The following is a 25,059-nucleotide window of genomic DNA, read 5'->3' on the forward strand; positions in this document are numbered from 1 at the left end:
TCCGGGAGGCTCCATGTTCACGAAAATCCTGATCGCCAATCGGGGCGAGATCGCTTGCCGCGTCACCCGCACCGCCCGCAAGCTTGGTGTGCACACCGTCGCCGTCTATTCGGATGCCGACGCGAGATCCCTGCATGTCGAGATGGCCGACGAGGCGGTCCATATCGGTCCCTCACCCGTCGCCGAGAGTTATCTGCGCGGTGACAGGATTGTTGCCGCGGCCCTTGCGACCGGTGCGCAAGCTATTCATCCCGGTTACGGATTCCTGTCGGAAAACCCCGATTTCGTCGACCAGGTAGTGGCGGCGGGCCTCATTTTCATCGGCCCGTCGGCGGCCTCGATCCGCGCCATGGGGCTGAAGGACGCCGCCAAGCGGCTGATGGAAAAAGCCGGCGTTCCGGTCGTTCCGGGTTACCATGGCGAGGCGCAGGAAATCGTGCTGCTGGCGTCAAAAGCCCGCGAGATCGGCTATCCCGTGCTGATCAAGGCGCGTGCAGGCGGCGGCGGCAAGGGGATGCGCCGCGTCGAGCATCCCGATGATTTTTCCGAGGCGCTGTCCAGCGCCAGGCGCGAGGCCAAGGCCGCTTTCGGCGACGACCGCGTGCTGGTCGAGAAATATGTCGACAAGCCACGGCATATCGAGGTGCAGGTGTTCGGCGACAATTTCGGCAACGCGGTGCATCTCTACGAACGCGACTGCTCGGCGCAACGCCGCCACCAGAAAGTGATCGAGGAAGCCCCCGCCCCCGGCATGACGCCGGGTTTGCGCAAGGCAATGACGGAGGCGGCGGTGAAGGCCGCCAAGGCAATCAACTATTCCGGCGCCGGCACCATCGAGTTCATCGTCGACGCCTCGCAAGGCCTCAAGGCCGACCGCTTCTGGTTCATGGAAATGAATACCCGCCTGCAAGTCGAGCATCCGGTCACCGAGATGGTCACCGGCACCGATCTCGTCGAGTGGCAGTTACGGGTCGCCAGCGGCGAAAAACTGCCGAAGACACAAAGCGAGATCGCGCTTTCCGGCCATGCTTTCGAAGCGCGCATCTATGCCGAGGACGCGGCCAAGGGGTTTCTGCCGGCGACGGGCACGCTGCACCACCTGAAATTTCCGGACGTTGCCCCTGAAGGCGCCGCGATGCGCATTGAGACCGGTGTGCGGGCCGGCGATGCCATTTCGCCCTATTACGACCCCATGATCGCGAAGCTGGTCGTCCATGCCGGAGACAGGCTGGCGGCGCTGGAAGCGCTCCGCACAGCGCTCGCGCAAACGGAGATTGCCGGCTCCACCGTCAACACCGCTTTTCTTGCCGCTCTTGCCGCCGATCCGGATTTTGCAGCTGGCGACGTCGATACCGGCTTGATCGGCAGACACCAGGAAGCGCTGACGGCGGTCGCGCCGCCGACCGGCGAAATCATCTCGGCTGCCGCACTTGCGGCCTCGGGTGCCGGAGCATTGCCGTCGTCGGACGACCCTTGGTCGTCGCTTGCCGGCTATGCGCATTTCCACGGCGTGGCGCGGCGCATGCGGCTGAAGTTCGGCGACGAGGCAATTCAGGCAAAGGTTTCAATGCGGCCGGACGGACGCTTTCAGGTGGCGCTCGATGCGCCTTATGACAGCACCAATTCGCATGACCTCCGCGCCGTCCCCCGCCTCGCCCGCTGGCCTGGCCACATCACGGTGTTCGAAGGCGCTGTCGGCTATACTTTCACCGTGCCGGATCCCCTGGCGAGGAGCGACGAAGCAGCTGCAGCCTCCGGCAGCCTGCGCGCGCCGATGCCGGGTCTCGTCAAGCTTGTGCGCGTGGCGAAAGGCGACGCTGTGATCAAAGGGCAAATTCTGCTGATCCTCGAAGCGATGAAGATGGAGCACACCATCGCCGCCCCGCATGACGGGGTGATCGCCGAGATCGCCGGGGAAGGGTCACAGGTCACTGACGGGACGGTGCTGGTGCGGTTCGTCGAGGACCAGAACGCATCGACCGCAGCCACCAGCCGATAGCCGGAGCGCACTGCAGACCGCAAACAGAAATGGCCGGGACGAACCCGGCCATTTCCTCACCTGAGTGTCAGAGCGATTACTGCGCGATCGGCGCGTACTTGCCGTCGTGCCACTGGTTGATGTCGTAGCTGGCGTTCTTGAGGTCGCCCTTTTCGTCGAAGGTGACGTCGCCGACGACGGTGCTGATCGGCGTGCCGTTCTTCAGCGCTTCGGCAACCTTGGCCGGATCGTCGCTGCCGGCACGCTTGATGCCTTCGGCGAAAGCCTGAACCACGGCGTAGGAGAACAGTGTGAAGCCTTCCGGCACGAAGCCGCCGGCCTTGATCTTCTCGACGGCCGCCTTGGCTTCCGGCTTTGCCTGCGGATCCGACGGGAACACGAACATGGTGCCCTCGCCGGCCGGGCCGGCAACCTGCCAGAATTCCGGCGAGGCGATCGAGTCCGGCATGATCAGCTGGAACTTCAGGTTCTGCTCCGCCGACTGGCGCAGGATCAGGCCGGCCTCAGGGTGATAACCGCCGAAATAGACGACATCGGCCTTGAGGTCCTTCAGCTTGGTGACAAGCGCCGAATAGTCCTTCTCGCCGGGGTTGATGGCGTCATAGTAGACTTCCTTGAGGCCGCCAGCATTCATGGTTGCCCTGACGGCGTCCGCCACGCCCTGACCATAGGCGCTCTTGTCGTGCAGGATGACGACTTTCTTGCCGGCATACTTCTTGGCGATCCACGGGCCGATAAAGGCGCCCTGTGCGTCGTCACGCGTGTAGAGGCGCATGATCGTCGACCAGCCGGCCTTGGCGGCAGCATCGGTCAGCACCGGGTTCGAGGATGCCGGGCTCATCATCAGCGCACCGGCTTCGGCGTAGACCGCGGAGGCCGGGATGCTCGAACCCGAGCAGGCATGGCCGTCGATGAACTTGACGCCGTTGGCGACGATGCGGTTGGCGACCGACACGGCCTGCTTGGGGTCGCACTGGTCGTCTTCGATGTCGAGCTTGATCATCGAGCCGTTGACACCGCCCGCGGCGTTGATGGCATCGGCCGCGGCCTTTGCGCCCTGCTTGAACTGATCGCCGATGGTGGCGAGCTGTCCGGTCATCGGGCCGACCACCGAGACGGTGATGTCGTCGGCGAATGCGACCGGCGCGCTCAACATCAGGCCGAAAAAGGCCGCGCTCAAAATACTCATTTTTTTCATGACAATAGAACTCCTCCACTCACGCGCGGCCGCCCCGGCCGCGCTTCTTCCAGAGAGGCGGGACAATTTCATCCTTCATCGGACGTGTCTAGGCGCATTGGCGTCGCTCGATTGGGCCTACGTGGCTTCATCCACGCAAAAAAGCCACGCCAGCCTTGTTCCGGCTGGTCGTGGCTTTTTTTTGCCCGTGAGGCTGTTTCCCCGGCGCCCCCGCGCTGTGAACCCAGCCCACCTTCCCTGTCTTCCTGTTGGTCATGATCTTGCCGAAGCCCCGATTCCACTTTTCGGGATCATGGTCCGTCGCGCGGCTTGGACCTGTCGGCCTGCCGCATTCTTTTTGTCGATGGCCTGTGGCCTGGCTGTCTGCGCAGCCTTATCCCTGTTGGCCCGACCGTCTTTTAGCGGTCTTGGCCAGAGCGTCCCCGTCTGGCGGAACTCAGTGCATGGTCATCCATTCGCGGGCTTCGCGCAGCGCCTTGGCGATCTCGATCTTCGACATGGCCGCCGACAGTTCCGAGCGCAGCTCCGCGGCGCGGGCCGAGCCCTTGATGGCGGCGATGTTGAACCATTTGTGGGCGGCAACGACGTCGGTCTCGCAATCGCGGCCGGTCGCATACATCATGCCCAGTTCGAAAAGAATGTCGGCCTGGGCAGTTGCCCCCATGGCGCCGAAGCCTGCTTCAAGCATTTCAAAACGTGCCATTTTAGTCCCCTGTCTGGCTCCCGAGAGCTGCCTCCGTTTGTCTTGTCCGGGCCGCTCTTTCGATGCTTTCGAGAATGCCGCGCAGGCTTGAATCCGTCGTTAAATGGCGTGCTTAATTTGAGGAAAACAAAGCTAAAACAAGAGGTAAACGCGAAAATTCGTTAAGGATACGAAGCCAGCAATTCGGCTGGTTTTCGCCAAATTTGACGAAAATTTTCGAGGCCGCAATCAACACTCCGCTAACCACGGGAACAAACACGACACGCCCGTCGTTTTTCATTTCCGCGCCGACAAGGCGAATTCAGGCACTTTCAAAATGCCAAAGTCTTCCGCTGCGGCACCGCTTTTGTTTTGACGGAAGCTGGATTAGCTTACGTTTGCGTAAGCGGCAGACCGGCGAGGCGGAGCATCCGGCCGGCTATCCAAAAGGGAGGAAGACATGTTTCGAAAAGTGAGCCTGGCCCTGGCGGCCACATTGATCCTGGGCGGCGCGGCGTGTGCCGATCCGATCGAGGGCAACTGGAAAACGCAGGCAGGTGACACCGCGGCCATTTCAGGCAGCAGCTCGTTCTCCATTACGCTCAAGTCAGGTAAATATGCCGGCAAGACCATCGGCTCGCTCAAGGCGGCCGGCGACAACAAATATGCCGGCAACATCACCGATCCGGCAAATGACAAGACCTATTCCGGCAAGGCGACATTGTCGGGCACCTCGCTCAAGATGAGCGGTTGCGTGCTCGGCGGACTGATCTGCAAGAGCCAGACCTGGCACAAGCTCTGATCGACCATTTCCTTGTGATCTCACGACGGGGCCTGGCAGGCCCCGTTCTCGTTCTATCGACGCGCTGACAATAGCGCTCGATTGGCATTCGGGTTGCCGGCAACCCAGTCACAATCCCGTCAATCAATTTGAACCGCAGATGAACGCCGGCATCAGAGCCGGTTCAGAGGCGTCAGGGCATTCTCCTGCGTGTTGAAGGAGACACGGACCCCAAATGCTTGCTCGCCGCTTCACCATCGTCTGCCTGCTGATGAGCCTGTTTGGGATGTTCTTCGCCATCCTCGTCGCCGAAGCGGGCCATTCCCCCCGCTCCTGGGACGAAGCCACCAGAATGTGCCACCTCGCCTGCCCGACCAACCTTCGCCACTGAAACAGAGAACCCGGGACCTCGAAAAGAAAAGCACAGACATCATGAACCGCATCGCCGCCAATCTCTCCAAGACCCTCCGGCTCCTGCCGCGCGCGGCGCTTATTCTGGTGCTCCTGGCCGCTCCGGTGCTGGCGGTGCCGATGATGCGCACCGATGCCGGCTCGACGATCGAGGCGCCGGCGCTCAGAAAATCCGGCGTCGGCTTCGTGCTGCTGGTCAGCCTGCAGCGCGGATAAAGAAAAATGGCGCTTTGAGCGCCTTCGGCGGCGAGCCCCCTCCCAACCGCCCGTCCAAGTCTCTATATTGGGCCATGGAAAAGCGAATCTATCCCCAAGCCATCGAATCCGTCGTCATGCCCGAGCCTTTTGGCCGGCAAAGCTTCGACAACGCCGAAAAGGCCGTTGCCGCACTGCAGGTGCTCTACGACCGCAACACCAAGTTCCTGCGCGACTCCTTTGCGGCACTTGCCGCCGGCGGCGACAGCAGCAAGCGCTACCGGGCCTTCTACCCCGAGATCGGCGTCACCACGAGTTCGTTCACCCAGGTCGATTCGCGCCAGGCCTATGGCCACATGCCGACGCCCGGTCATTTCGCCACCACGGTCACCCAGCCGAACCTGTTCGAGAGCTACCTGATCGAGCAACTTCGGCTGATCATGCGCAATCACGGCGTATCGGTGACCGTTTCCGAATCGACCACGCCGATCCCCCTGCATTTCGCTTTCCTGGAAGGCACCTATGTCGACGGCGCTGATGCCGAACGTATCAAGCGGCCGATCCGCGACCTGTTCGACGTGCCGGATCTCGACGGCACCGACGATCAGATCGCCAACGGTACGTTCGAGGTCGCCTTCGGCGAGCCCCGGCCACTGGCGCCGTTCACCGCGCAGCGCATCGATTATTCCCTGCACCGCATGACGCACTACACCGCAACCAGCCCGCAGCATTTCCAGAACTTCGTGCTGTTCACCAACTATCAGTTCTACATCGACGAGTTCGTGGCGCGCGCCCGCGACCAGATGGAAAAGGGTGGTGACGGCTACACGGAATTCGTCGAACCTGGCAACGTTATCACCCGGTCCGGGCAGAGCGCGCCCAGCGAAGGCGTAGCGCCACAGCGCCTGCCGCAGATGCCCGCCTACCACCTGAAGAAGCCAAACCATGGCGGCATCACCATGGTCAATATCGGCGTGGGTCCTTCCAACGCCAAGACCATCACCGACCATATCGCGGTGCTTCGGCCGCACGCCTGGGTAATGCTCGGCCATTGCGCCGGCCTGCGCAACACCCAGGCGTTGGGCGACTATGTGCTCGCGCATGCCTATGTGCGCGAAGACCACGTGCTGGACGACGATCTTCCGGTCTGGGTGCCGATTCCGCCGCTGGCCGAGATCCAGGTTGCGCTGCAGGAAGCAGTCGCCGAGGTCACCGGCCTGTCGGGCTATGATTTGAAGCGCATCATGCGCACCGGCACCGTCGCCACCATCGACAACCGCAACTGGGAACTGCGCGACCAGCGCGGACCGGTGCAGCGCCTGTCGCAGTCGCGCGCGATCGCGCTCGATATGGAATCGGCGACGATCGCCGCCAATGGCTTCCGCTTCCGCGTCCCCTACGGCACGCTGCTGTGCGTTTCCGACAAGCCGCTGCATGGTGAACTGAAATTGCCCGGGATGGCGACCGAGTTCTACAAACGCCAGGTGGCGCAGCACCTGACCATCGGCATCAGGGCGATGGAGAAGCTGGCCGAGATGCCGATGGAGCGGCTGCATTCGCGCAAGCTCCGGAGCTTTTCAGAGACAGCATTCCAGTAGGCGGTCGCGCGAGGCCTCGGCGAGGCAATTCGTCGTCTTGCTCAGGCCGCAATTTGGCCGATAAGCAAATCGAACGATCGTCAGGCGGCAATCGGCAGACACGACCTCAATGACAACAGGCGCGCGCTTGAACATGACGGCTGGGCTGGCATTCCTGGCGATGACGGCATTGTCGGCCGCTTTGTTGGCCGGATTCTTCGGCGCGCTGCACCCCGCTTTCGATTCCTTCTCGCATTTCCGCATTCACCTCAGCGTGCTGATGGCGCTTTTGGCGCTGCCGCTGCTTGCGAGTTCCTACCGGCTGCAGGCGGCTGCGGCACTGCTCTTCGCCATCGCCTGCCTGGCCACGACGGCAAGCGCATTGCCCAGGCCGTGGCCGCAGCCGGCGGTTGCCAAGCCCGCCGACCAGATCGTCTACAGCCTGCTGCAGATGAACCTGCGCTTCAACAACCCAACGCCGAAGAAAGTGCTGTCGCTGATCGGCCGCACCAATCCTGACGTGATCACCCTCGACGAGGTGTCGGAGATGTGGTCGACCGAGCTTGGCTATATCGCCAGCGCCTACCCCTACCGGATCCTCTGCCCCTACCCGAACGGCATGTTCGGCGTGGCGCTGCTGTCGCGCCGGCCGTTTGCCGCCGACACCGCGCCGCGTTGCGAGCCGCGCGGCGCGATGGCGACCGCCACCATCGACTTCGGCGGGAGCAATGTCGATGTCGCCGCGATCCATCTGAGCTGGCCCTGGCCGAAGGAGCAATACTGGCAAATCGGCGAACTGGCGCAGCCACTGGCGGCGCTCGGCGAGACCGCGATCATGGCCGGCGATTGCAACGGCGTGCCGTGGAGTGCTGCGGTGCGGCGGGTCGCGACTCTTGGCGGGCTGACACTCATGCCTTCAGCGGGACCGACCTGGATCCACCGGACATTGCCCGACTTCCTGCGCCGCTATGCGGGCCTGCCGATCGACCAGGTGTTCAGCAAGGGCGGGCTGACGATTCTGTCTTCGATGCGGCTGGAGGACACGGGCTCCGACCATCTGCCGGTGCTGGTCGAGTTCACGCTGCGGCCCCGCGACAAACAACCTCATGACGAGCATGAGAGTGCGCTTGCGGCAAGCGACGTTCCAAACAAGCCGCGCGGCTGATCCCGAAACGGAGCCAACGCTCACAGTGCGCCCCCGTCAAGGTTTGGTCAGCGCGTCGACAAGGTGCTCGACATGGCCGCCGCGACGATGCTCGCGCGCGTCGAAAGCATTCTGCTTGGCTTCGTATTCGGCATAGATGGTGTTGATGCGCCGCCTCGCCTCAAGGTGTGTGCCCGTGCAGAACCAGTTGTCCGGGCGCTCCAGGCCGGCAAGCGCCGTCTCGGTGGCCCGCATCATCCCTTTCGCAATCCGGCCATGGGTGTGCTCGTGCTTGCGGACGCCAGCCATGAATCGGTCCCAACGCTTGCGCAGACCTTGGCTTGTCGGCGAAAGCCGCGGGAAGGTGTAGGTCAGGTCGAGCGTACCGTTGGCCTGCCGCAAATGACAGGTCCCATCCTGATGGCTGATATCGAGATCCCAATGTACGGTGTAGCCAGTTTCGGCGATAGCGCGCGTCATATAGCCGTGCTTGGGTCCCTGCCGGTCCATGGCCTCGATAAGGTCGGCCCCGGTCTTTCCGGCAACATCATAGCTACGGACGTGAACGACGAGCTTTGTGCCCGCCGATGCGGCTGACACCCAGGACAGCACACAGGCCGCGGCGAGCATCGTCAGGCTGGTCAGGCGCATGTCCGCCTCCGTTGTCGGTGGGCAAGCAGACCACACTCGGCGCGGCGCTTCAACGGGCTTGAGCGAAGCCGCCAGTCTCGTGATGGCGACAGTGGATCGGCCGCCGCTCACATGTTCTGGTAGACCGGTCCTTCACCGCCTTGCGGCGGCACCCAGTTGATGTTCTGGTTCGGGTCCTTGATGTCGCAGGTCTTGCAGTGGACGCAGTTCTGCGCGTTGATGACGAAGCGCACGTCCTTGGCCTGCGGATCGGCGGCGGCGTTGCCATCCTTGTCAACCCACTCATAGACGCCCGCCGGGCAATAGCGCGTGGAAGGTCCGGCAAAGACATCGTGCTCGGACCGTTGCTGCAGCGCCATGTCGCCGACGATGAGGTGCACCGGCTCGTTTTCCTCGTGATTGGTGTTGGACAGGAACACCGAGGAGAGGCGGTCGAAGGTGAGCACGCCATCCGGCTTCGGATAAGCGATCTTCTTGTGCTGGGCGGCAGGCTCGAGCGTGGCATAGTCGGCTTTGCCATGCTTCAGCGTGCCGAAAGGCGAGACACCGAACAGCGTATTCAGCCACATATCGAGGCCGCCGAGACCGACGCCGACAATGGTGCCGAAGCGCGACCACAGCGGCTTGACGTTGCGCACCTTCTTCAGGTCCTTGCCGATGTCGGTCGCGCGCCAGGCTTCCTCGTAGGCGGAAAGCTCGTCATTGGCACGGCCGGCACCGATCGCCTCTGCGACATGATCGGCCGCCAGCATCCCCGACAGCACCGCATTGTGGGAGCCCTTGATGCGCGGCACGTTGACGAAACCCGCCGCGCATCCCATCAGCGCGCCGCCCGGGAACGACAATTTCGGCACCGACTGCCAGCCACCCTCGGTTATGGCGCGCGCGCCATAACCCAGGCGCTTGGCGCCTTCGAACGTGCCTGCGATCGCCGGATGGGTCTTGAAGCGCTGGAATTCCTCGAAGGGCGACAGATAGGGGTTCTTGTAATTGAGGTGCAGGACGAAGCCGACTGCCACCTGATTGTCCTCCAGATGATAGAGGAACGAACCGCCGCCGGTCTTCATGTCGAGCGGCCAGCCGAAGGAATGCTGCACCAGACCCCGCCGATGGTTCTCCGGCTTGACCTGCCAGAGTTCCTTGAGGCCGATGCCGTATTTGCCCGGCTCGCGGCCATCGGAGAGCTTGTATCTGGCGATCAACTGCTTGGCGAGCGAACCGCGCGCGCCCTCGCCGATCAGCACGTATTTGCCCATCAGCGCCATGCCCGGCGCGAAGCCCGGACCGTGCGTGCCGTCCTTCTCGACGCCCATGTCGCCGGTGACGACGCCGGTGACGGCGCCTTCTTCATTGTAGAGCAGGCCGGCCGCGGCAAAGCCTGGATAGATCTCGACGCCAAGCGCCTCGGCCTTGCCAGCCAGCCAGCGGCAGACATTGCCGAGCGAGACGATGTAGTTGCCGTGGTTGTTCATCAGCGGCGGCATCAAGATGTTTGGCAGGCGAAACGAGCCGGCGGGGCCGAGCACCAGGAAATGGTCGGCCGTAACCGGCGTCTTGAAGGGATGACCATCCTCCTCGCGCCAACCAGGCAGCAGCCGGTCGATGCCGATCGGATCGACCACGGCACCCGACAGGATATGAGCGCCGACCTCGCCGCCCTTTTCCAGCACGACGACGGAGAGCTCGGGATTGACCTGCTTGAGGCGGATGGCCGCGGCAAGGCCGGCCGGTCCGGCACCGACGATGACCACGTCGAATTCCATGCTTTCGCGTTCGATGTCGCTCATCAACCCCTCCGCACTGGCTTGCCGCTGTTGGCGTATCTTGCTGGCTCCTGCGCTGCATAGCGCATCAATTGGCGACAGGAAACCGGCGCATACGTGACAATGCGGATTTGGCCAAAAAGTCGCGCATTCCGCGGCAGGCAAGCCGTTTCCGCGCGGCGCGACCCGCCCAAGCTTGCGTTTTTCATTGTTCGACGGCTTGCTTATCGGCCATACTTCCCGCCATGCGCATTCCCGGGCCAGGCGGCTTCTCTTCGACGCGCTTTCCATCAACGCCAGGCCGGGCCTGCCGGGCGGCTATTTTGGCCCTTCTGGCGTTGGCGCCGGGTCATGCCGTCGCGGATGAAGTGAAGGTCTGGGCAACAGGCGCGTACTCATTCTCCGACGAGCTTGGCGGTTTCCGCATCACCGGAGCCTCCGGCATTGGAACCAAGGACGATCCGCTTGTCATCACCGAAGAGCTAAATTCGGCGACACCCGTAACGCTGACCATCCGCACCACAAAGCCGATCCAGGCATTCGGCAAGGCGGGTGAGTTCGCCAATGGCATCATGTACATGCGCCTTGACGTGCTCAACAACAGCGGCCAGGCCTGGATCGAATTCCAATTCGAGCTTCAGGAAATACTGAATCAGCCGAGCGTGTTTGGAGATGGGTTTTCGTTCGACCAGCGCAACAAGACGCCTGACAATATCTGGTCGAGCAATTTCGCCGATTTCGACCGCGAGTTCGAACCCTATGACCGGCTGCTGTTCAAGAACGGCAAGGTCGATCCTATGAGGACCGCCAGCTTCGAGTTCCTGATGACCGACTACACGCCGCGATGGACCTTTTATCTCGTGCAGGATCCACGCATACCCACTGGCTAGACGATGACCTCGCCTCGGCAAGCGGGAGTGGCTGTCGCCACGGCTTTCGCCGAGGTTGCAAATTGAAGCCGCCCGGACGATGGTGCGGCCATGACTGCCGCCTCTCCCAACAATCCGGTCGATTTCGCCGATCTGCTCGCCTTCTATGCCAGCGCGGGTGTTGACGAGGCTTTGGAGGATGCGCCGGTAAACCGGTTCGCGGAGGCCGCGCCGAAGCCGGCGGAGCGCATGCCGACGACGACGCCACGCGAAAGCAGCGCACCGGAGCCGCCCGCGGCTCCGGCGGGCTTCGATAGGCGCGCCTTGCCGGATGCTCCGGCCCCGCGCCCGTCGACCTCGGCCGTGCCCGATGAGGCGCAGGCGGCGCTGGCGCGCCAACTGGCGAACGCGGCAGTGTCCCTGGACGAGTTGCGCCAGCACATGGCCGCTTTCGAGGGCTGTAATCTCAAGGCCACCGCGAAGAACCTCGTATTCGCCGACGGCAACCCGCAAGCCGCTGTCATGCTGGTCGGTGAAGCTCCCGGCCGTGACGAGGACATTGAAGGACTGCCCTTCGTCGGCCGCTCGGGCCGGCTGCTCGATCGGATGCTGGCTGCGATCGGCCTCGACCGCGGCTCGGTCTATATAGCCAATGTTATTCCCTGGCGGCCACCCGGCAACCGCACGCCGACGCCGCACGAGACCGAAATCTGCCGGCCGTTCATCGAGCGTCAGATCGAGTTGGTCAATCCCAAGGTGCTGATCAATCTCGGCGGCCCGTCGGCGAAGACCTTGCTCAACACCTCGGAAGGAATCCTGCGGCTGCGAGGCAACTGGCGCGTCCATACCACGGCGTCCGGCATTGCCATTCCGGCCATGCCGACATTGCATCCGGCCTATCTCTTGCGGACACCTGCGCACAAGAAGCTGGCATGGCGCGATTTTCTGGAGGTGAAGGCGAAGCTGCGGGCGCTGTCCAGCGATGACCTCGCAGGTAATTGAAATGCTCCCCGTGTCGGCCTAGTCATCCGCCATGACAACGCCTCAAATCTCTGCCGGCAGTCTCATCCGCGAGTGGCGCACGCGCAGGCGCATGAGCCAGCTCGACCTCGCCATGGAGGCCGAGATCTCGCAGCGGCATCTGAGCTTCGTCGAGAGCGGTCGGGCTGCTCCTTCGCGCGAGATGGTGCTGCACCTGGCCGAGCAGCTCTCGATCCCGCTCAGGCAACGCAACCAATTACTGCTGGCCGCCAGCTTCGCGCCAAGCTTCAGCGAACGGCGGTTGACCGACCAAACACTGGCGCCGGCGATGGCGGCTGTCGAGATCGTGCTCAAGGGACATGAACCCTTCCCGGCACTGGCGGTGGACCGGCATTGGAACCTGGTTTCGGCGAATGCCGCGATCGCTCCCTTCCTTGCCGATGTCAGCGAGGCTTCCTTGCTGGCACCGCCGGTCAACGTGCTTCGCCTCAGCCTGCATCCGGGTGGCATCGCGCCGCGTATCGTCAACCTTGCGGAATGGCGGACGCACCTGCTCGAACGTCTCAAGCACCAGAATGACGCCAGCGGCGATCCGGTTCTGGTAGAGCTGGAGCATGAGCTTCGCGGCTACCCCTCCGGCCTGAAGAGCAGCCGGCCGGCGCCGGTCGAGCCGAATGCCATCGTGCACCCGCTTAGGCTTGCCCATGGCGACACGGTGCTTTCCTTCATCAGCACCATTACCGTGTTTGGCACGCCGCTGGATGTCACGCTGTCGGAACTGGCGATCGAGTCATTCTTCCCGGCCGACGAACAGACAAGAGCAGTGTTGGTGCGGTTGGCGAAAGAACGGACGAACACAAAACCGAGTCCGGTTCAGCCTGATTCCGGAGCTTTCGGGCCGCCGATCTGAGCAACAAACGGGTTCTCTGGGTAGGTCTGGGAAAGGTGATAAAGGTTCTCCTCGTCGGTGTAACCGAGCAACTTTCCCTGCTGCCATTCCAACTGTGGGCACCAAGCGCCTCGGTGCAGGAGATCGAGAAGCAACGAATACGCCTCGACCCTCCACTCCTCCCCCTTGAGCGCGTAAAACCAATAATCGATATCCAGCGTGGCACCCTGGCTCAGGGGGATTTGAAAAGTCCTTACATGTTCCGAGAGCATTCCGTCTCCGATGTGAGGGGCAAAGTCCTGATCGGCTAGCGCGTCGGATTTTTCAAAACCGTCCACCCTCTCATGGGAAAACACAGCCAATGGCTTGGTCCCTGCGAGCATCATGGCGAGCTCGCGGTTGGTGTGCAGGGCGTAAGGACGCTTCTTGTCATTCATTTCAAACTTCCATCAACCGAGAGACCCAGTTGTGAACGTGCTTGCAGGCGGTGCTCAATCACCCCTGCGGCAAGGCCGCCTTTCGGGTCCTCGTGCGTTCCAGACCCAGTTGCCGTTCGCGCCAGATGATGAAGATGCCCGCGGCCACCACGATCACACCGCCGACAAGCGTGCTCGGTGATGTGACGTCACCGAAGATGAGATAGCCAACGACGACGCCGAGGATCATCGAGGTGTATTCGAAAGGCGCCACGACCGAGGCTTCGGCATGGCGATAGGCCGCGGTCATCAGGATCTGGCCGAGCCCACCACAAAAGCCGGCCAGGATAAGCAGCGCGGCTTGCGCCGGCGCCAGCGATTGCCAGCCGAAAGGCAGTGTCAGCAGCGAGAGCACGCTCGCCGTAGACGAGAACCATAGCACGATCGTGGCCGTCTTCTCCGTCTGCACGAGATTGCGCACGAGCAGCATGGCGACAGCCGAGATCGCCGCGGCCACCAGCGCCGCCATGACGCCCAGGACCTCCTGGTCGTCGAGCCCTTCGTCCGAATTGAGCAGCGTCAGTTCCGGCCAGGAAATGATGAGCACGCCAATGAGGCCGACCGCCACCGCGCTCCAGCGATAGACGCGGATCGTCTCGCCGAGAAAGACCGAGGAGAACACCACGACCAGCAGCGGCTGTGCATAATTCAAGGTGATCGCCTCCGGCAACGGCAGCCTAGTCAGTGCGAAGAAGCCGAGCCCCATGGCGCCGACGCCGACGACGCCGCGCGCGACGTGGTTGAAGGGTCGCCTCGTGGCGAATGCCGTGGCCAGTTGTCCCTTCAATGCCAGGAAGGCAATGATCGGGAAGATGGCGAAGAAGGAACGGAAGAAGACGATCTGGCCGGCAGGCACGTCGCCAGCCGCCTTGATGCAGGTTTGCATGCCGACAAAGACCGCCACGGAGACGATCTTCAGCACGATGCCTCTCAGCGTACCGTGGCCGCCCGTGGTTTCTGGTTGCGTCTCTGCCCCTGATGTCACTTTGGCAATGCATCTGTGCCCGCGGTCGAGGGCACGTTGCGGGTCTCGAAATGGCAGAACGGGAAATTGTCGGCGCGCCGAACGAAAGCGCCCATCCCGAATTTCGGTGTGTCGGCGGTCATGACTGCCTCGCGACGGTGAAAGGAAGGCCTGAATTAGGCTCTGCTGCAGTTTTGTCGAGGGGCTCTTTCGTGTAAAGAGCGCGGACTTTGAATTTTTTGGACCAGTCAAAACACGTCCGGTCCCCGGAAAAGACAGGAAAAGCCAGGGAATGCGCACCGATACAGGCCAGGTCTTCAAACTCGAGGACTATCGCCCCAGCGACTACCTCATTCCGGAAACCAAGCTTGACTTTCGTCTTTCGCCACAGGCCACGGTCGTCACCGCGATACTGACCGTCGAGCGCCGCGAGGGCATATCCACGTCGGCTCCGCTGGTGCTCGACGGCGATGGGTTGACGCTCAAGCGCGTCGAGATCAACGGCAAGACGGTGAGACCGGCCGATCTGCTGGCGAGCCCTGACCAACTGACGCTGCTCAAGCCGCCGGCCGCACGTCGTTTCCAACTGCTGATCGAAACCGAACTGGCGCCAGCTGGCAATGAGGCCCTGATGGGCCTTTACCGTTCGAACAACGTTTACTGCACGCAGTGCGAGGCGGAGGGCTTTCGCCGCATCACCTATTTTCTTGATCGCCCTGATATCCTGTCCGTCTACACGGTGCGCATCGAAGCGCGGCGCGACGAGGCGCCGCTCCTCCTGTCCAACGGCAATCCGGTCGAGAACGGCGAGCTCGCCGATGGCTGGCACTATGCCAGATGGCACGACCCCTTTCCCAAGCCATCCTACCTGTTCGCGCTGGTGGCCGGGAATCTTGGCCAGGTCGCCGACAGTTTCGTCACCATGTCCGGCCGCAAGGTCGAGCTCGGCATTTATGTCGAGCCCGGTAAGGAGAAGCTCGCCGGCTATGCCATGGATGCGCTGAAGCGGTCGATACAATGGGACGAGGAGGCGTTTGGCCGCGAGTACGACCTCGACGTGTTCAACATCGTCGCCGTGTCGGACTTCAACATGGGCGCGATGGAGAACAAGGGCCTCAACATCTTCAACGACAAATATGTCCTGGCCGACCGGGAGACTGCGACTGACGCCGATTTCGCCAATATCGAGGCGATCATCGCGCATGAATATTTTCACAATTGGACAGGCAACAGAATCACTTGCCGCGACTGGTTCCAGCTTTGCCTGAAGGAAGGGCTGACGGTCTTCCGCGACCATGAATTCTCCGCCGACCAGCGCTCGCGTGCGGTCAAGCGCATCGCCGAAGTGCGCACACTACGCGCCCACCAGTTTCCCGAGGACCAGGGCCCGCTGGCGCACCCGGTGCGGCCGCGCCGCTACCGCGAGATCAACAATTTCTACACGGCGACGGTCTACGAAAAGGGCTCCGAAGTGGTGCGCATGATCCGCACCATTCTCGGGGCTGAGGTCTTCCGCGCCGGCATGGATCTTTATTTCGAACGGCACGACGGCGAAGCCGCGACCATCGAGGACTTCATAAAAGTGTTCGAGGACGCGTCCGGCCGCGACCTTTCGCAATTCTCGCTCTGGTATCATCAGGCGGGCACGCCCAACCTGACCGTGAGTTCAACGCACAATCCGGCCGCGCGGGAATTTACGCTCGAGATCGAGCAGTCGGTGCCGCCGACGCCCTCCGAAAGCCGCAAGCGGCTGATGCATATACCGCTCGCCTTCGGCCTGATCGGCCTCGGCGGCAGGCCGGTGGAGTATGACGGCGTCGAGGGCGCCAGCGTCGAGGACGGCGTCATCCATGTTCGCAAGCGCCGTCACATGGTGCGCTTTTCAGGCGTTGCCGAACGACCGGCGGTGTCACTCAACCGCGGCTTTTCAGCGCCGGTGACACTGTCGGTCGAGCAGAAGGCAGCCGACCAGTTCTTCCTCGCCCGCCATGACAGCGACGCCTTCTCGCGCTGGCAGGCCTTCAACACGCTGCTCACCGATGCACTGATCGCTGCCTTCCGCCAGATCCTTGGCGGCAAACAGCCGAACTTCGCCCCAAGGCTGACCGAGCTTGCCGGCAGCATCGCCAGTGATGAGACGCTCGAGCCAGCCTACCGGGCCCTGGCCCTGGCGCTGTCTGGCGACGCCGACATCGCGCGTGACATCGGCAAGAACATCGATCCGGACGCCATCCACTCGGCCCGACAGGCGCTTGCGCTGGCGATCGGAACCGCCAATGGCGACGCATTTTCCGGCCTCTACGACAGTCTTGCCGACCAGACCGCTTTCAGCCCAGACGCGGCAAGCGCGGGACGACGCGCCTTGCGCAACATTCTGCTGGATTATCTCTCGCTGCTGCCTGGCGGGGCGGCATTGGCGGCCGGGCATTTCCAGTCCGCGACCAACATGACCGACCGCGCGGCCGCATTGGCCGTGCTCGCGCATCGTCACCACGGATCGCCGGAGGCGAAAAAGGCGCTGGCGGCTTTCGAAAAGACATATGCGTCCGACCCGCTGGTTATGGACAAATGGTTCCAGATCCAGGCCAGCGTGCCGGGGCCTCAGGCGGTGGACACCGTCCGCTCCCTGACTGCTCATCCGGGCTTCTCGATGGGCAACCCGAACCGAGTGCGTTCGCTGATCGGCACATTCTCCAGCGCCAACCAGACCGGTTTTCACCGCGCCGACGGCGAAGGCTACCGTTTCTTCACGCAGACCGTGCTCGAGGTGGAAAAGCGCAACCCGCAAGTTGCGGCGAGGCTGGCGACGGCGCTCAGGTCCTGGCGTTCGCTCGAACCGGGCCGACAAGCCAAGGCCAGGGAAGCGCTGGTTTCGATTGCCAATACGGAAAACCTGTCGGCGGATCTGCGCGATATCGTCGAGCGCACGCTGGCGTAAGCGCCCTTGCCTTCTCCCGGTGGGAGAAGGCCGAGCCGCCGGACCTCCAAAAAGCCCATTATTTTATTCGATTTTTAATCTTTTTTCGCCGGACCACTGGACAAGGCGAATCACCTTTGATTCTTTAATGGCGATTCGGACGTGCGGTGTTGCCGGATCACCAGCACATAGAAATGCGGCGTACTGGAAATCGGGGAGTGCCATTTATGGCAAAGGCGGACGCGTGGGGCGCGCCCGGAGGGATGGCTTTTGCGCGTCGTGAGACGCGCAGCGACGGCCTTGCCGGGAATACGCGACTCATCGCCGAACCAGCCTACAAGCGGCTTCTGGCGGCGGAGCCGCTGCTGCGCCGGTCGATACCGGCCCTCATCGTCATCTTTCTGCTGGTCATCGCGGCGTTGCGTGTGCTCTCGCTTATGAACGAGCGCGACGATGTCGAGCGCGATGCCAAGGCGATCCTGACGCTGGCCGCCGCGCAGCTCGCCAGTTCGCTCGCCACCACGTCGGACACGCTGCCCGGCGCCACACAGGACCTGCTGGAGACCACCAGCCGCCAAGGCGCGATGGGCCGCAGCCACGTGCTTGTCATCACCGACAGCGCCTTCAAGATCACCGCGGTGACACCACGTTCGGTGCCCTGGCAAGGCCATTCGCTCGACGGCCTCGTCCAGGGCGGCCAGCCTTTGTTCATGTTCGGCGATCGCGCCGGTGTCATGGAGGTCAACATCGGCGGTCAGGACTGGTACGCGGCGGTCAGCCTGTCCAGAGACAGGAAGGGAGCCGCTGCGGCGCTTGTGCCGCAAGAGGCGGTCTTCGACACCTGGCGCAAGACCGTCTCGCTAAACGTCACCCTGTTCGTGCTGACGGCCGGCGTCCTGATCATCATCCTCTATGCCTATTTCGGACAGGCGGCGCGCGCGCAGGCAGCCGACCGCATCTATCTCGAAGCACATCAGCGTATCGACATGGCGCTGGTGCGCGGCCGCTGCGGCCTGTGGGACTGGGACATGGTGCGCGGCAAGATGTACTGGTCGCGCTCGATGTACGACATGCTCGGCTACGAGCCCTGCGAGACAATGCTGTCCTTCGGCGAGGTTGACGAGATCATCCATCCCGAGGACGGCGACCTGTTCGAACTCGCCAACAGAATCGTCGCGCGGGAAATCGACCATATCGACCAAGTGTTCCGGATGCGGCATGCCGACGGCCAATGGGTGTGGATGCGCGCCCGGGCACAAGTCATGGATCCCGAAGCGCCCGAAATCCAGCTCATCGGCATCGCCGTCGACGTCACCGAGCAGCGCCACCTGGCGCTGCGGTCGGAGGCCGCCGATCTTCGCCTCAGGACCGCGATCGAGAACATCAATGAATCCTTCGTGCTGTGGGATTCGTCTCAGCGCCTGATCATGTGCAATTCCAAATATCAGCAGGACAATGGGCTCTCGGATCGCGACGTGATGCCAGGCGTGACGCGCGCTTCCCTGGAAGAACGGATGCTGGCGTTTGCTTCCGAGCGCCGGCTTGCCAACACCAATGGTCCGCAAGGCGGCGCCACATTCGAGCGACAGCTGTCCGATGGCCGCTGGCTGCAGGTCAATGAGCTCAGGACCAGGGACGGCGGCAACGTCTCGGTGGGGTCCGACATCACCCAGATCAAGCTGCACCAGGAGAAGCTGGTCGACAGCGAGCGCCGGCTGATGGCGACGATCCATGATCTGAGCCTCGCCCGCCGGGCCGAGGAAGAGCGGTCGCGCGAACTGGTCGACCTCAACCGCAAATACATGAAAGAGACCGAGCGCGCCGAAGCGGCGAACCGGGCCAAATCCGAATTCCTGGCCAACATGTCGCATGAATTGCGTACACCACTGAACGCAATCATCGGCTTCTCCGAGTTGATGGAACAGGGGCTGTTCGGCCCGCTGGGCTCGGAGCGCTACGAGGAGTACGCCACCGACATCAACAGCAGCGGCAAATACCTGCTCGGCGTCATCAACGACATCCTTGATATGTCCAAGATCGAAGCCGGCCAATTCTCGCTGGACCAGGAGCAGATCGACCTCGGTCCGCTGATCAGCGAGACGGTGCGTGTCGTCTCGCTGCAGGCGGCGCAGAAGGCGATCACCGTGGAAACGCGCATTGCCGACGCGCTAACGCTGTTCGCCGATCGCCGGGCGATCAAGCAGATCGTCATCAACCTCCTGTCCAACGCGGTGAAGTTCACCGGCCAGGGCGGCCACATATCGGTCAGGGCCCGCAACACGTCAGGCGCGCTGGTGCTGACGATCGAGGACAATGGCTGCGGTATCCCGAAGGAAGCGCTCGGCAAGCTCGGGCGCCCCTTCGAACAGGTGCAGAACCAGTTTTCCAAGAATCATGCGGGGTCTGGGCTTGGCCTTGCCATCTCGCGCTCGCTGGCCGAGCTCCAGGGTGGCGCGCTGAAGATCCGTTCGACCGAAGGCGTCGGCACGATCGTGTCGGTGCGCATTCCGGTAAAGAAGGCGCCGGCTGCGGTCAAAGCCGCGGCCTGAGCGGTAGGCTCCGGCCGACGGCGCCGGAGCCTGTCTCAGCCAGCCTCACTGCATGCCGTTTTCGTCATCGCCTCCCTGACGAGGACGGCCAAAGCGCCCGCTCTTCGGCAGTTCACGGTTCTCGATTTTTCCGTCATTGTTCTTGTCGAGTATCGCGAAAAGCTTCTTTTCGCGGCCCGTGATGTCGTCTGATGTCAGCGTGCCGTCGCCCTTGCTGTCGTAACGGGCGATGATGCGCCTGGCCATGCGTTCGAAGCGCGCCTTCTCCAGTGCGTCGGCGAGTTGGGCGACAGTCAGTTTGCCGCCATTGTCGGCCACGAGCTTCTTGAGCCGCGCGTCCATGACATTGGAGAACTGGTCGAAAGTGATGGTGCCGCCATTATCCTTCATTGCCTTGTCGAGCCGCATCATGGTGCGCTCACGCATGCTTGCGCTGTCGACATTCTCGGCATAGGCGGCGCCGCCGACGGCTCCGGCCAGTGCTATGAAGGCAAGTGCGAGCTTGGTTGTCTTTCTCATGGTTTTCTCCTGTTGCATCGTCACCCCCGATGCGACCGAACGATCGTTGGCCACGACCCTCCGGCACGAAGCAGAAGGTCGAAATCCTTCCTGACCTTTTGCGACGTCTCCTTGAGGTGTGCCTCCAGCACACCGAAATCCGGCAGGTCGGTGACCGCCAGAAGCAGATCCGAAAGGCCTGGTGGAACGTCGTCCCGTTCGAAGGGCCCAGTGAGGCACAGCCGCGTCATCTGGGTCAGCGCCAGATAGAGGCTGTAGGCATCGCCGAGCTCTTGCCTGACCCCGGCGTTGGCGAAACGTGGCGTCAGGCGAGACAGTATCTCGGCCGTACCGGTGGCGCGCGGGCCGGCCTCGACCTGGCCGGTGATGACAGCCACCTGGGCTATGAATTCGAGATCGATCAGACCGCCAGGGATCAGCTTGATGTCCCAGAGGTCGCGGGGCGGCTTTTCCTGCTCGATCATGGCACGCATGTCCGAGGCCTCGACCCTCGCCTTTGCCGCATCGCGCGATTGGCCGAGCACCGCGCCAACTTCCGCCTCGACCTCGCCGCACAGGCTGGCGTCACCAGCAATCGGCCGCGCTCGCGACAGCGCCATGTGTTCCCAGGTCCAGGCTTCCTGGCGTTGGTATTTCTTGAAGGCATCGATATGGGTGGCGACCGGTCCCTTGTTGCCGGACGGCCGCAAACGGAGGTCGAGTTCGTAGAGCACTCCTTCCGCCGTCGGCGCCGATACGGCCGATATCAGCCGCTGCGTCATGCGGGAATAATAGTGCGACGGCGCCAGCGGTTTGTCGCCATCGGACTCCTCGGCATTCGGATCATGATCGTAGAGCAGGATGAGGTCGACATCCGATCCGGCGGTCAATTCACGGCTGCCGAGCTTGCCCATGCCGAGTAGCGAAACCATCCCGCCAGCGATCGCGCCGTGGCGCACCGCGAATTCAGTGGTCACCGCCTGCAACGCCGCGGCGATGGTCAGGTCCGCCAGATCGGAGAAAGCGCGGCCGGCGCGGGCCGGATCTATCAAGCCCGCGAGCAGCCGCACACCGATCAGGAATTTCTGCTCGGAAGCAAATATGCGTAGCCGGTCGAGCACGTCCTCATAGGCCCTGTCGCCTTCGAGGAAGGCGGAAAGTCGCGCCGAGAGATAGGCGCGGTCGGGAAGCTCGGTCAGCAATGCCGGGTCGAGCAAGCCGTCGAAGACATGCGGCCGGCGGGTGATGATTGCCGCCAGCCGGGGTGCCGCGCCCATGATCGTCGCCATCAGCTTGAGCAGTGCGGGGTTCGACTGCAACAGCGAGAACAGCTGGATGCCGGCCGGCAGGCCAGCGAGGAACTCGTCGAAACGGACCAGCGCCTCGTCGGCCCGGCGCGTCTGGCCAAAGGCCTTGAGCAGTGCCGGCGTCAATTCCGTCAACCGCTCGCGCGCCTCCGCCGACTGGGTGACGCGATAGCGCCCGAAATGCCAGCCGCGGATGACACGGCAGATATCGCTTGGCCGTTGAAAGCCGAGACCGTGCAAGGTCTGCAGCGTGTCCGGGTCGTCGACGTCACCGGTGAAGACCAGGTTGCCAATGCCGGCCGAAAGCTCGGGCGCGGTTTCGAACAGCGCGGCATAGTGGCGCTCGACCTGCTGCAGCGAGGCACGGAACGCCCCGGCAAACGCAGCCGCGTCGGCAAAGCCGAGCATGCGGGCGATGCGCTCCAGCCCTTCATCGTCTTCCGGCAGCATGTGCGTCTGCTCGTCGGCCACCATCTGGATGGCGTGTTCGACCCGCCGCAGGAACCAGTACTGGCGGGCGAGCGCGTCACGCGCATCCGATGTGATCCAGCCTCGGGCGGCGAGTTGCCCGAGCATCGGCACGGTCTCGCGGCCGCGCAGCTCCGGGAAACGGCCGCCGGCGATGAGTTGCTGGGTCTGGACGAAGAACTCGATCTCGCGGATGCCGCCGCGTCCAAGCTTAACGTTATGCCCCTTTACGGCGATCTCGCCATGACCCTTATGGGCATGAATCTGGCGCTTGATCGAGTGGACGTCGGCAATCGCGGCGTAGTCCATGTATTTGCGCCAGATATAGGGCTGGAGCTCCTTGAGAAAGGCGTCGCCCGCGGCGAGATCGCCTGCCACCGGGCGCGCCTTGATCATCGCGGCACGCTCCCAGTTCTGGCCGCGAGCTTCGTAGTAGCGCAGCGCGGCTTCAACCGGAATCGCCAGCGGGGTCGAGCCGGGGTCGGGACGTAACCTCAGATCGGTGCGGAAGACATAGCCGTGCTCGGTGCGATCCTGCAGGATGCGCACCAGCCGGCGCGTCAGGCGTGAGAACAGGTCGGTGGCGTCGAGAGGATCGACCACGGCGGGCGCTTCCGGATCGAAGAACACGACGAGGTCGATGTCGGAGGAGAAATTCAGCTCATGCGCGCCGAGTTTGCCCATGCCGAGCAGGATCCAGCCCGATCGATGCGACGGGTTGTCGAGGTCGGGCAGTTTGAGCTTGCCCTGGCCGTGCGCGTCACGCAGCAGGAAGTCGACGGCCGCGCGGGTGCAGGCGTCGGCGAGATCGCTCAAGCGCCTTACAGTCAGCGACGTTTCGGCTTCGCCCGAGAGATCGGCGAGCGCGATCAGGAAATGCGCCTCGGCCTTATGCTGGCGCAACTCCATCATCAGGCCGGATTCCGAGACAGTTTCGGCCAGCGGCGCCTGGTCGATCGCGGCGGAGATCGTCTTCAGGCGGGCCTCGATCGGCAGGTCGAACAGGCCGTCCAGGAGTTGCGGCCGGCGGCGCGCCATATCGCGCAGGAACGGCGAGAGGTCGAAGACGGCGGCCAGGAAATCCTGCGCCGTCCCCTTGCTGGCCAGGAATTTGGCCGCCCGTGTCAGCCTTTCTTCGCGCGCTGCATCCGCGATTTCGGCCAGTTCCAGGCGTGCCCGGCCCTCGTCAAGCGGAGCAAGCTGGGTTTCTAGGCTCAGCAGCCAGTCTGTCTTGCTCCGCTTGGCAACGGCCGCCATCAGTGGTCCTCCCGTGCGGGGAAACTCATGACCACGGTTAGTCCCGGATTGCCAGGCAACAGGTCAAGCCGGCCGTAATGGAATGTCATGACCGCCTTGGCAAGACTGAGACCCAGGCCCGAGCCAGGCTGCGAACGGCTCTTCTCCAGCCGCACAAAGCGCTCGGTCGCCCGGGCGCGATCGGCATCGTCGGGAATGCCCTGGCCGTTGTCGGCGACGGAAAGTCTGATCTCGCCATGCGTGCGTTCGAGCGCCACGCGGACCGCCGGCCTGGATGTGGAATCGGTCGAGTACTTGATCGCATTGTCGACGATGTTGGAGAGCGCCTGGCCGATTAGCTCACGGTTGCCGTCGACGACAAAAGCGCCACTCACCTCGGCCTCCAGCGAAACGCCGGCCTCCTCGGCCACCGGCTCGTAGAGTTCGACGACATCACGCACAGCCGCCGTCAGATCGACGCGGTTGGTGTGCTCCGAAGAATACCCAGCCTCGAGCCGGGAGATCATGAGGATGGCGTTGAAGGTCTTTATCAGTTGGTCGGACTCGGCGATGGTGCCTTCCAGCGCCTGCCGATAGTCCACTGTTTTCTGCTTGCCGGAAAGCGTCGCTTCGGCCCGGTTGCGCAGCCGGGTCAGCGGCGTCTTCAGGTCATGCGCGATGTTGTCGGAAACCTGCTTCAGGCCTTCGTTGAGCGTGGCGATCCTGGCCAGCATGACGTTGAGGTTTTCCGATAGCCGGTCGAACTCGTCACCGGCGCCGGTTACCGGCAACCGGCCACTGAGGTCCCCGCCCATGATGCGCCGGCTTGCCTCCGAAACGCCGTCGATACGCTTCAACGCCGCGCGGCCGACAAAGAACCAGATCAAAAGGCCGCCCAGACCCATCATGCCGAGCGCCAGCATCAACGAACGGCGGATGACGGCACGGAACCGCTCCGGTTCGCCGAGATCGCGGCCGACCAGCATGATCATCTGGTTCGGCAGCCGCAGCACCAGGGCAATGGCGTTGTGGCCCTTTTCACCCTGCGCCTGCGTGTCGCTCTGGTCGGGCTGTGTGGTCCCCTTGTCGGCCGGCAAGTTGCGCAGACGTTCGAGTTCTCCCTCGCCGAAGCGCTGATAGGAAAAAGGGCTGGTAGTCCAGCCTTCGTTTTCGAGAACGCCCGGCTCCAGGCTCTGCACGTTGCCGGTCAGGATCTGGCCGTTGGCATCGGCGATCAGATAGAGGTTGGCGCCGGGTTGGCGCGAGCGGGCCTCGACCACGCGGACCAATACCGGCAGGCCACCGCGCTGATAGGCTCGGGCAAGGCCGAGCACCTCGTCGTTGATGGTTTCCTGCGTTTGCGCCGTCAGCATGCGCGCCGACAGCGAGGTCATGTAGAAGACGAGCAGCACGGCGCAGAGTGCGAAAAGCAGGAGATAGAGCGCCGAAAGCCGTGCGGCCGTCGTCTTCATGATGGCGGGCACGGAAAGCGCCATACCGCCGC

The 25,059-nt window shown here is 63.1% G+C and carries 21 protein-coding genes; 11 read left to right on the forward strand and 10 right to left on the reverse strand.

Annotation, left to right across the window (positions count from 1 at the left end):
- Positions 1 to 13 precede the first annotated feature (13 nt).
- Positions 14 to 1,999: an acetyl/propionyl/methylcrotonyl-CoA carboxylase subunit alpha gene (locus C7I87_RS09185; RefSeq protein WP_149903896.1), complete on the forward strand. Its 1,986-nt coding sequence runs from the start codon at positions 14 to 16 to the stop codon at positions 1,997 to 1,999.
- A gap of 76 nt (positions 2,000 to 2,075) precedes the next feature.
- Here C7I87_RS09185 and C7I87_RS09190 read toward each other — a convergent pair whose 3' ends face one another.
- Together C7I87_RS09190 and C7I87_RS09195 are read right to left on the reverse strand one after the other, a co-directional pair.
- The gene (locus C7I87_RS09190) at positions 2,076 to 3,197 is read right to left on the reverse strand and encodes a branched-chain amino acid ABC transporter substrate-binding protein (RefSeq protein ID WP_149903897.1); all 1,122 of its coding nucleotides are present in this window, start codon (positions 3,195 to 3,197) and stop codon (positions 2,076 to 2,078) included.
- Positions 3,198 to 3,633: 436 nt separating this feature from the next.
- Positions 3,634 to 3,900, reverse strand: a complete 267-nt coding sequence (locus C7I87_RS09195; RefSeq protein WP_027026420.1) for an SEL1-like repeat protein — start codon at positions 3,898 to 3,900, stop codon at positions 3,634 to 3,636.
- A 439-nt stretch (positions 3,901 to 4,339) separates the two neighbouring features.
- Between C7I87_RS09195 and C7I87_RS09200 the strand changes: the two genes are divergently transcribed.
- From C7I87_RS09200 to C7I87_RS09215, 5 genes are all read left to right on the forward strand, one after another.
- A complete protein-coding gene (locus C7I87_RS09200) occupies positions 4,340 to 4,681 on the forward strand; it encodes a DUF2147 domain-containing protein (protein WP_149903898.1) in 342 nt (113 codons plus the stop codon).
- A 214-nt stretch (positions 4,682 to 4,895) separates the two neighbouring features.
- Positions 4,896 to 5,051, forward strand: a complete 156-nt coding sequence (locus tag C7I87_RS35170) for a hypothetical protein (RefSeq protein WP_188393786.1) — start codon at positions 4,896 to 4,898, stop codon at positions 5,049 to 5,051.
- 41 nt (positions 5,052 to 5,092) lie between these two features.
- Positions 5,093 to 5,287, forward strand: coding sequence for a hypothetical protein (locus C7I87_RS09205; RefSeq protein WP_149903899.1), 195 nt, complete (start codon positions 5,093 to 5,095; stop codon positions 5,285 to 5,287).
- 116 nt (positions 5,288 to 5,403) lie between these two features.
- The gene (locus C7I87_RS09210) at positions 5,404 to 6,864 is read left to right on the forward strand and encodes an AMP nucleosidase (protein WP_246696236.1); all 1,461 of its coding nucleotides are present in this window, start codon (positions 5,404 to 5,406) and stop codon (positions 6,862 to 6,864) included.
- Between the two features lie 133 nt (positions 6,865 to 6,997).
- A complete protein-coding gene (locus tag C7I87_RS09215) occupies positions 6,998 to 8,008 on the forward strand; it encodes an endonuclease/exonuclease/phosphatase family protein (RefSeq protein ID WP_188393797.1) in 1,011 nt (336 codons plus the stop codon).
- 36 nt (positions 8,009 to 8,044) lie between these two features.
- Here C7I87_RS09215 and C7I87_RS09220 read toward each other — a convergent pair whose 3' ends face one another.
- Entirely contained in the window at positions 8,045 to 8,638 is a 594-nt protein-coding gene (locus C7I87_RS09220) for a DUF922 domain-containing protein (RefSeq protein WP_149903902.1), read from the reverse strand.
- A gap of 107 nt (positions 8,639 to 8,745) precedes the next feature.
- Complete coding sequence (locus tag C7I87_RS09225; protein ID WP_149903903.1) at positions 8,746 to 10,425, reverse strand: electron transfer flavoprotein-ubiquinone oxidoreductase; 1,680 nt, start codon at positions 10,423 to 10,425, stop codon at positions 8,746 to 8,748.
- A gap of 221 nt (positions 10,426 to 10,646) precedes the next feature.
- Between C7I87_RS09225 and C7I87_RS09230 the strand changes: the two genes are divergently transcribed.
- The 3 genes from C7I87_RS09230 to C7I87_RS09240 all read left to right on the forward strand — a co-directional run bounded on the left by C7I87_RS09230 (position 10,647) and on the right by C7I87_RS09240 (position 13,161).
- Positions 10,647 to 11,291 carry a hypothetical protein gene (locus C7I87_RS09230; RefSeq protein WP_149903904.1) on the forward strand — a complete coding sequence of 215 codons (645 nt, stop codon included), beginning with the start codon at positions 10,647 to 10,649 and terminating at the stop codon, positions 11,289 to 11,291.
- 90 nt (positions 11,292 to 11,381) lie between these two features.
- A complete protein-coding gene (locus C7I87_RS09235) occupies positions 11,382 to 12,272 on the forward strand; it encodes a uracil-DNA glycosylase (protein WP_149903905.1) in 891 nt (296 codons plus the stop codon).
- Between the two features lie 31 nt (positions 12,273 to 12,303).
- Positions 12,304 to 13,161: a helix-turn-helix domain-containing protein gene (locus tag C7I87_RS09240; protein ID WP_149903906.1), complete on the forward strand. Its 858-nt coding sequence runs from the start codon at positions 12,304 to 12,306 to the stop codon at positions 13,159 to 13,161.
- Here C7I87_RS09240 and C7I87_RS09245 read toward each other — a convergent pair.
- The 3 genes from C7I87_RS09245 to C7I87_RS36435 are packed head-to-tail and all read right to left on the reverse strand — an operon-like array spanning position 13,125 to position 14,723.
- Positions 13,125 to 13,577, reverse strand: coding sequence for a hypothetical protein (locus C7I87_RS09245; RefSeq protein WP_149903907.1), 453 nt, complete (start codon positions 13,575 to 13,577; stop codon positions 13,125 to 13,127). The two genes, C7I87_RS09240 and C7I87_RS09245, sit on opposite strands and share 37 nt — an antisense overlap.
- A 58-nt stretch (positions 13,578 to 13,635) precedes the next feature.
- Positions 13,636 to 14,601, reverse strand: coding sequence for a DMT family transporter (locus C7I87_RS09250; protein ID WP_149903908.1), 966 nt, complete (start codon positions 14,599 to 14,601; stop codon positions 13,636 to 13,638).
- A complete protein-coding gene (locus C7I87_RS36435) occupies positions 14,598 to 14,723 on the reverse strand; it encodes a hypothetical protein (protein ID WP_281409047.1) in 126 nt (41 codons plus the stop codon). Before C7I87_RS36435 ends, C7I87_RS09250 begins: the two co-directional genes overlap by 4 nt.
- Positions 14,724 to 14,872: 149 nt before the next feature.
- Between C7I87_RS36435 and pepN the strand changes: the two genes are divergently transcribed.
- Together pepN and C7I87_RS09260 are read left to right on the forward strand one after the other, a co-directional pair.
- Positions 14,873 to 17,518, forward strand: coding sequence for an aminopeptidase N (gene pepN, locus C7I87_RS09255; protein WP_149903909.1), 2,646 nt, complete (start codon positions 14,873 to 14,875; stop codon positions 17,516 to 17,518).
- Between the two features lie 206 nt (positions 17,519 to 17,724).
- The gene (locus tag C7I87_RS09260; protein ID WP_149903910.1) at positions 17,725 to 20,046 is read left to right on the forward strand and encodes a PAS domain-containing sensor histidine kinase; all 2,322 of its coding nucleotides are present in this window, start codon (positions 17,725 to 17,727) and stop codon (positions 20,044 to 20,046) included.
- A 45-nt stretch (positions 20,047 to 20,091) separates the two neighbouring features.
- Here the strand turns inward: C7I87_RS09260 and C7I87_RS09265 are convergent, their stop codons facing one another.
- The 3 genes from C7I87_RS09265 to C7I87_RS09275 are packed head-to-tail and all read right to left on the reverse strand — an operon-like array spanning position 20,092 to position 25,051.
- The gene (locus C7I87_RS09265; protein WP_149903911.1) at positions 20,092 to 20,565 is read right to left on the reverse strand and encodes an EF-hand domain-containing protein; all 474 of its coding nucleotides are present in this window, start codon (positions 20,563 to 20,565) and stop codon (positions 20,092 to 20,094) included.
- Positions 20,566 to 20,585: 20 nt separating this feature from the next.
- Positions 20,586 to 23,576 carry a bifunctional [glutamine synthetase] adenylyltransferase/[glutamine synthetase]-adenylyl-L-tyrosine phosphorylase gene (locus C7I87_RS09270; RefSeq protein WP_149903912.1) on the reverse strand — a complete coding sequence of 997 codons (2,991 nt, stop codon included), beginning with the start codon at positions 23,574 to 23,576 and terminating at the stop codon, positions 20,586 to 20,588.
- The gene (locus C7I87_RS09275; RefSeq protein ID WP_149903913.1) at positions 23,576 to 25,051 is read right to left on the reverse strand and encodes a sensor histidine kinase; all 1,476 of its coding nucleotides are present in this window, start codon (positions 25,049 to 25,051) and stop codon (positions 23,576 to 23,578) included. Before C7I87_RS09275 ends, C7I87_RS09270 begins: the two co-directional genes overlap by 1 nt.
- Positions 25,052 to 25,059 lie beyond the last annotated feature (8 nt).

This window comes from Mesorhizobium sp. SARCC-RB16n, assembly GCF_008520305.1.
Lineage (GTDB): Bacteria > Pseudomonadota > Alphaproteobacteria > Rhizobiales > Rhizobiaceae > Mesorhizobium.

What these genes read in the sequence shown, in the direction of transcription:
- C7I87_RS09235 (WP_149903905.1), top strand. Translation starts at nt 11,382, where the DNA reads ATGACTGCCGCCTCTCCCAACAATCCGGTCGATTTCGCCGATCTGCTC.
- C7I87_RS35170 (WP_188393786.1), top strand. Translation starts at nt 4,896, where the DNA reads ATGCTTGCTCGCCGCTTCACCATCGTCTGCCTGCTGATGAGCCTGTTT.
- C7I87_RS09230 (WP_149903904.1), top strand. Translation starts at nt 10,647, where the DNA reads ATGCGCATTCCCGGGCCAGGCGGCTTCTCTTCGACGCGCTTTCCATCA.
- C7I87_RS09205 (WP_149903899.1), top strand. Translation starts at nt 5,093, where the DNA reads ATGAACCGCATCGCCGCCAATCTCTCCAAGACCCTCCGGCTCCTGCCG.
- C7I87_RS09190 (WP_149903897.1), bottom strand. Translation starts at nt 3,197, where the DNA reads ATGAAAAAAATGAGTATTTTGAGCGCGGCCTTTTTCGGCCTGATGTTG.
- C7I87_RS09275 (WP_149903913.1), bottom strand. Translation starts at nt 25,051, where the DNA reads ATGGCGCTTTCCGTGCCCGCCATCATGAAGACGACGGCCGCACGGCTT.
- C7I87_RS09210 (WP_246696236.1), top strand. Translation starts at nt 5,404, where the DNA reads ATGCCCGAGCCTTTTGGCCGGCAAAGCTTCGACAACGCCGAAAAGGCC.
- C7I87_RS09200 (WP_149903898.1), top strand. Translation starts at nt 4,340, where the DNA reads ATGTTTCGAAAAGTGAGCCTGGCCCTGGCGGCCACATTGATCCTGGGC.
- C7I87_RS09225 (WP_149903903.1), bottom strand. Translation starts at nt 10,425, where the DNA reads ATGAGCGACATCGAACGCGAAAGCATGGAATTCGACGTGGTCATCGTC.
- C7I87_RS09245 (WP_149903907.1), bottom strand. Translation starts at nt 13,577, where the DNA reads ATGAATGACAAGAAGCGTCCTTACGCCCTGCACACCAACCGCGAGCTC.
- C7I87_RS09270 (WP_149903912.1), bottom strand. Translation starts at nt 23,576, where the DNA reads ATGGCGGCCGTTGCCAAGCGGAGCAAGACAGACTGGCTGCTGAGCCTA.
- C7I87_RS09240 (WP_149903906.1), top strand. Translation starts at nt 12,304, where the DNA reads ATGACAACGCCTCAAATCTCTGCCGGCAGTCTCATCCGCGAGTGGCGC.
- C7I87_RS09260 (WP_149903910.1), top strand. Translation starts at nt 17,725, where the DNA reads ATGGCAAAGGCGGACGCGTGGGGCGCGCCCGGAGGGATGGCTTTTGCG.
- C7I87_RS09215 (WP_188393797.1), top strand. Translation starts at nt 6,998, where the DNA reads ATGACGGCTGGGCTGGCATTCCTGGCGATGACGGCATTGTCGGCCGCT.
- pepN (WP_149903909.1), top strand. Translation starts at nt 14,873, where the DNA reads ATGCGCACCGATACAGGCCAGGTCTTCAAACTCGAGGACTATCGCCCC.
- C7I87_RS36435 (WP_281409047.1), bottom strand. Translation starts at nt 14,723, where the DNA reads ATGACCGCCGACACACCGAAATTCGGGATGGGCGCTTTCGTTCGGCGC.
- C7I87_RS09195 (WP_027026420.1), bottom strand. Translation starts at nt 3,900, where the DNA reads ATGGCACGTTTTGAAATGCTTGAAGCAGGCTTCGGCGCCATGGGGGCA.
- C7I87_RS09220 (WP_149903902.1), bottom strand. Translation starts at nt 8,638, where the DNA reads ATGCGCCTGACCAGCCTGACGATGCTCGCCGCGGCCTGTGTGCTGTCC.
- C7I87_RS09265 (WP_149903911.1), bottom strand. Translation starts at nt 20,565, where the DNA reads ATGAGAAAGACAACCAAGCTCGCACTTGCCTTCATAGCACTGGCCGGA.
- C7I87_RS09185 (WP_149903896.1), top strand. Translation starts at nt 14, where the DNA reads ATGTTCACGAAAATCCTGATCGCCAATCGGGGCGAGATCGCTTGCCGC.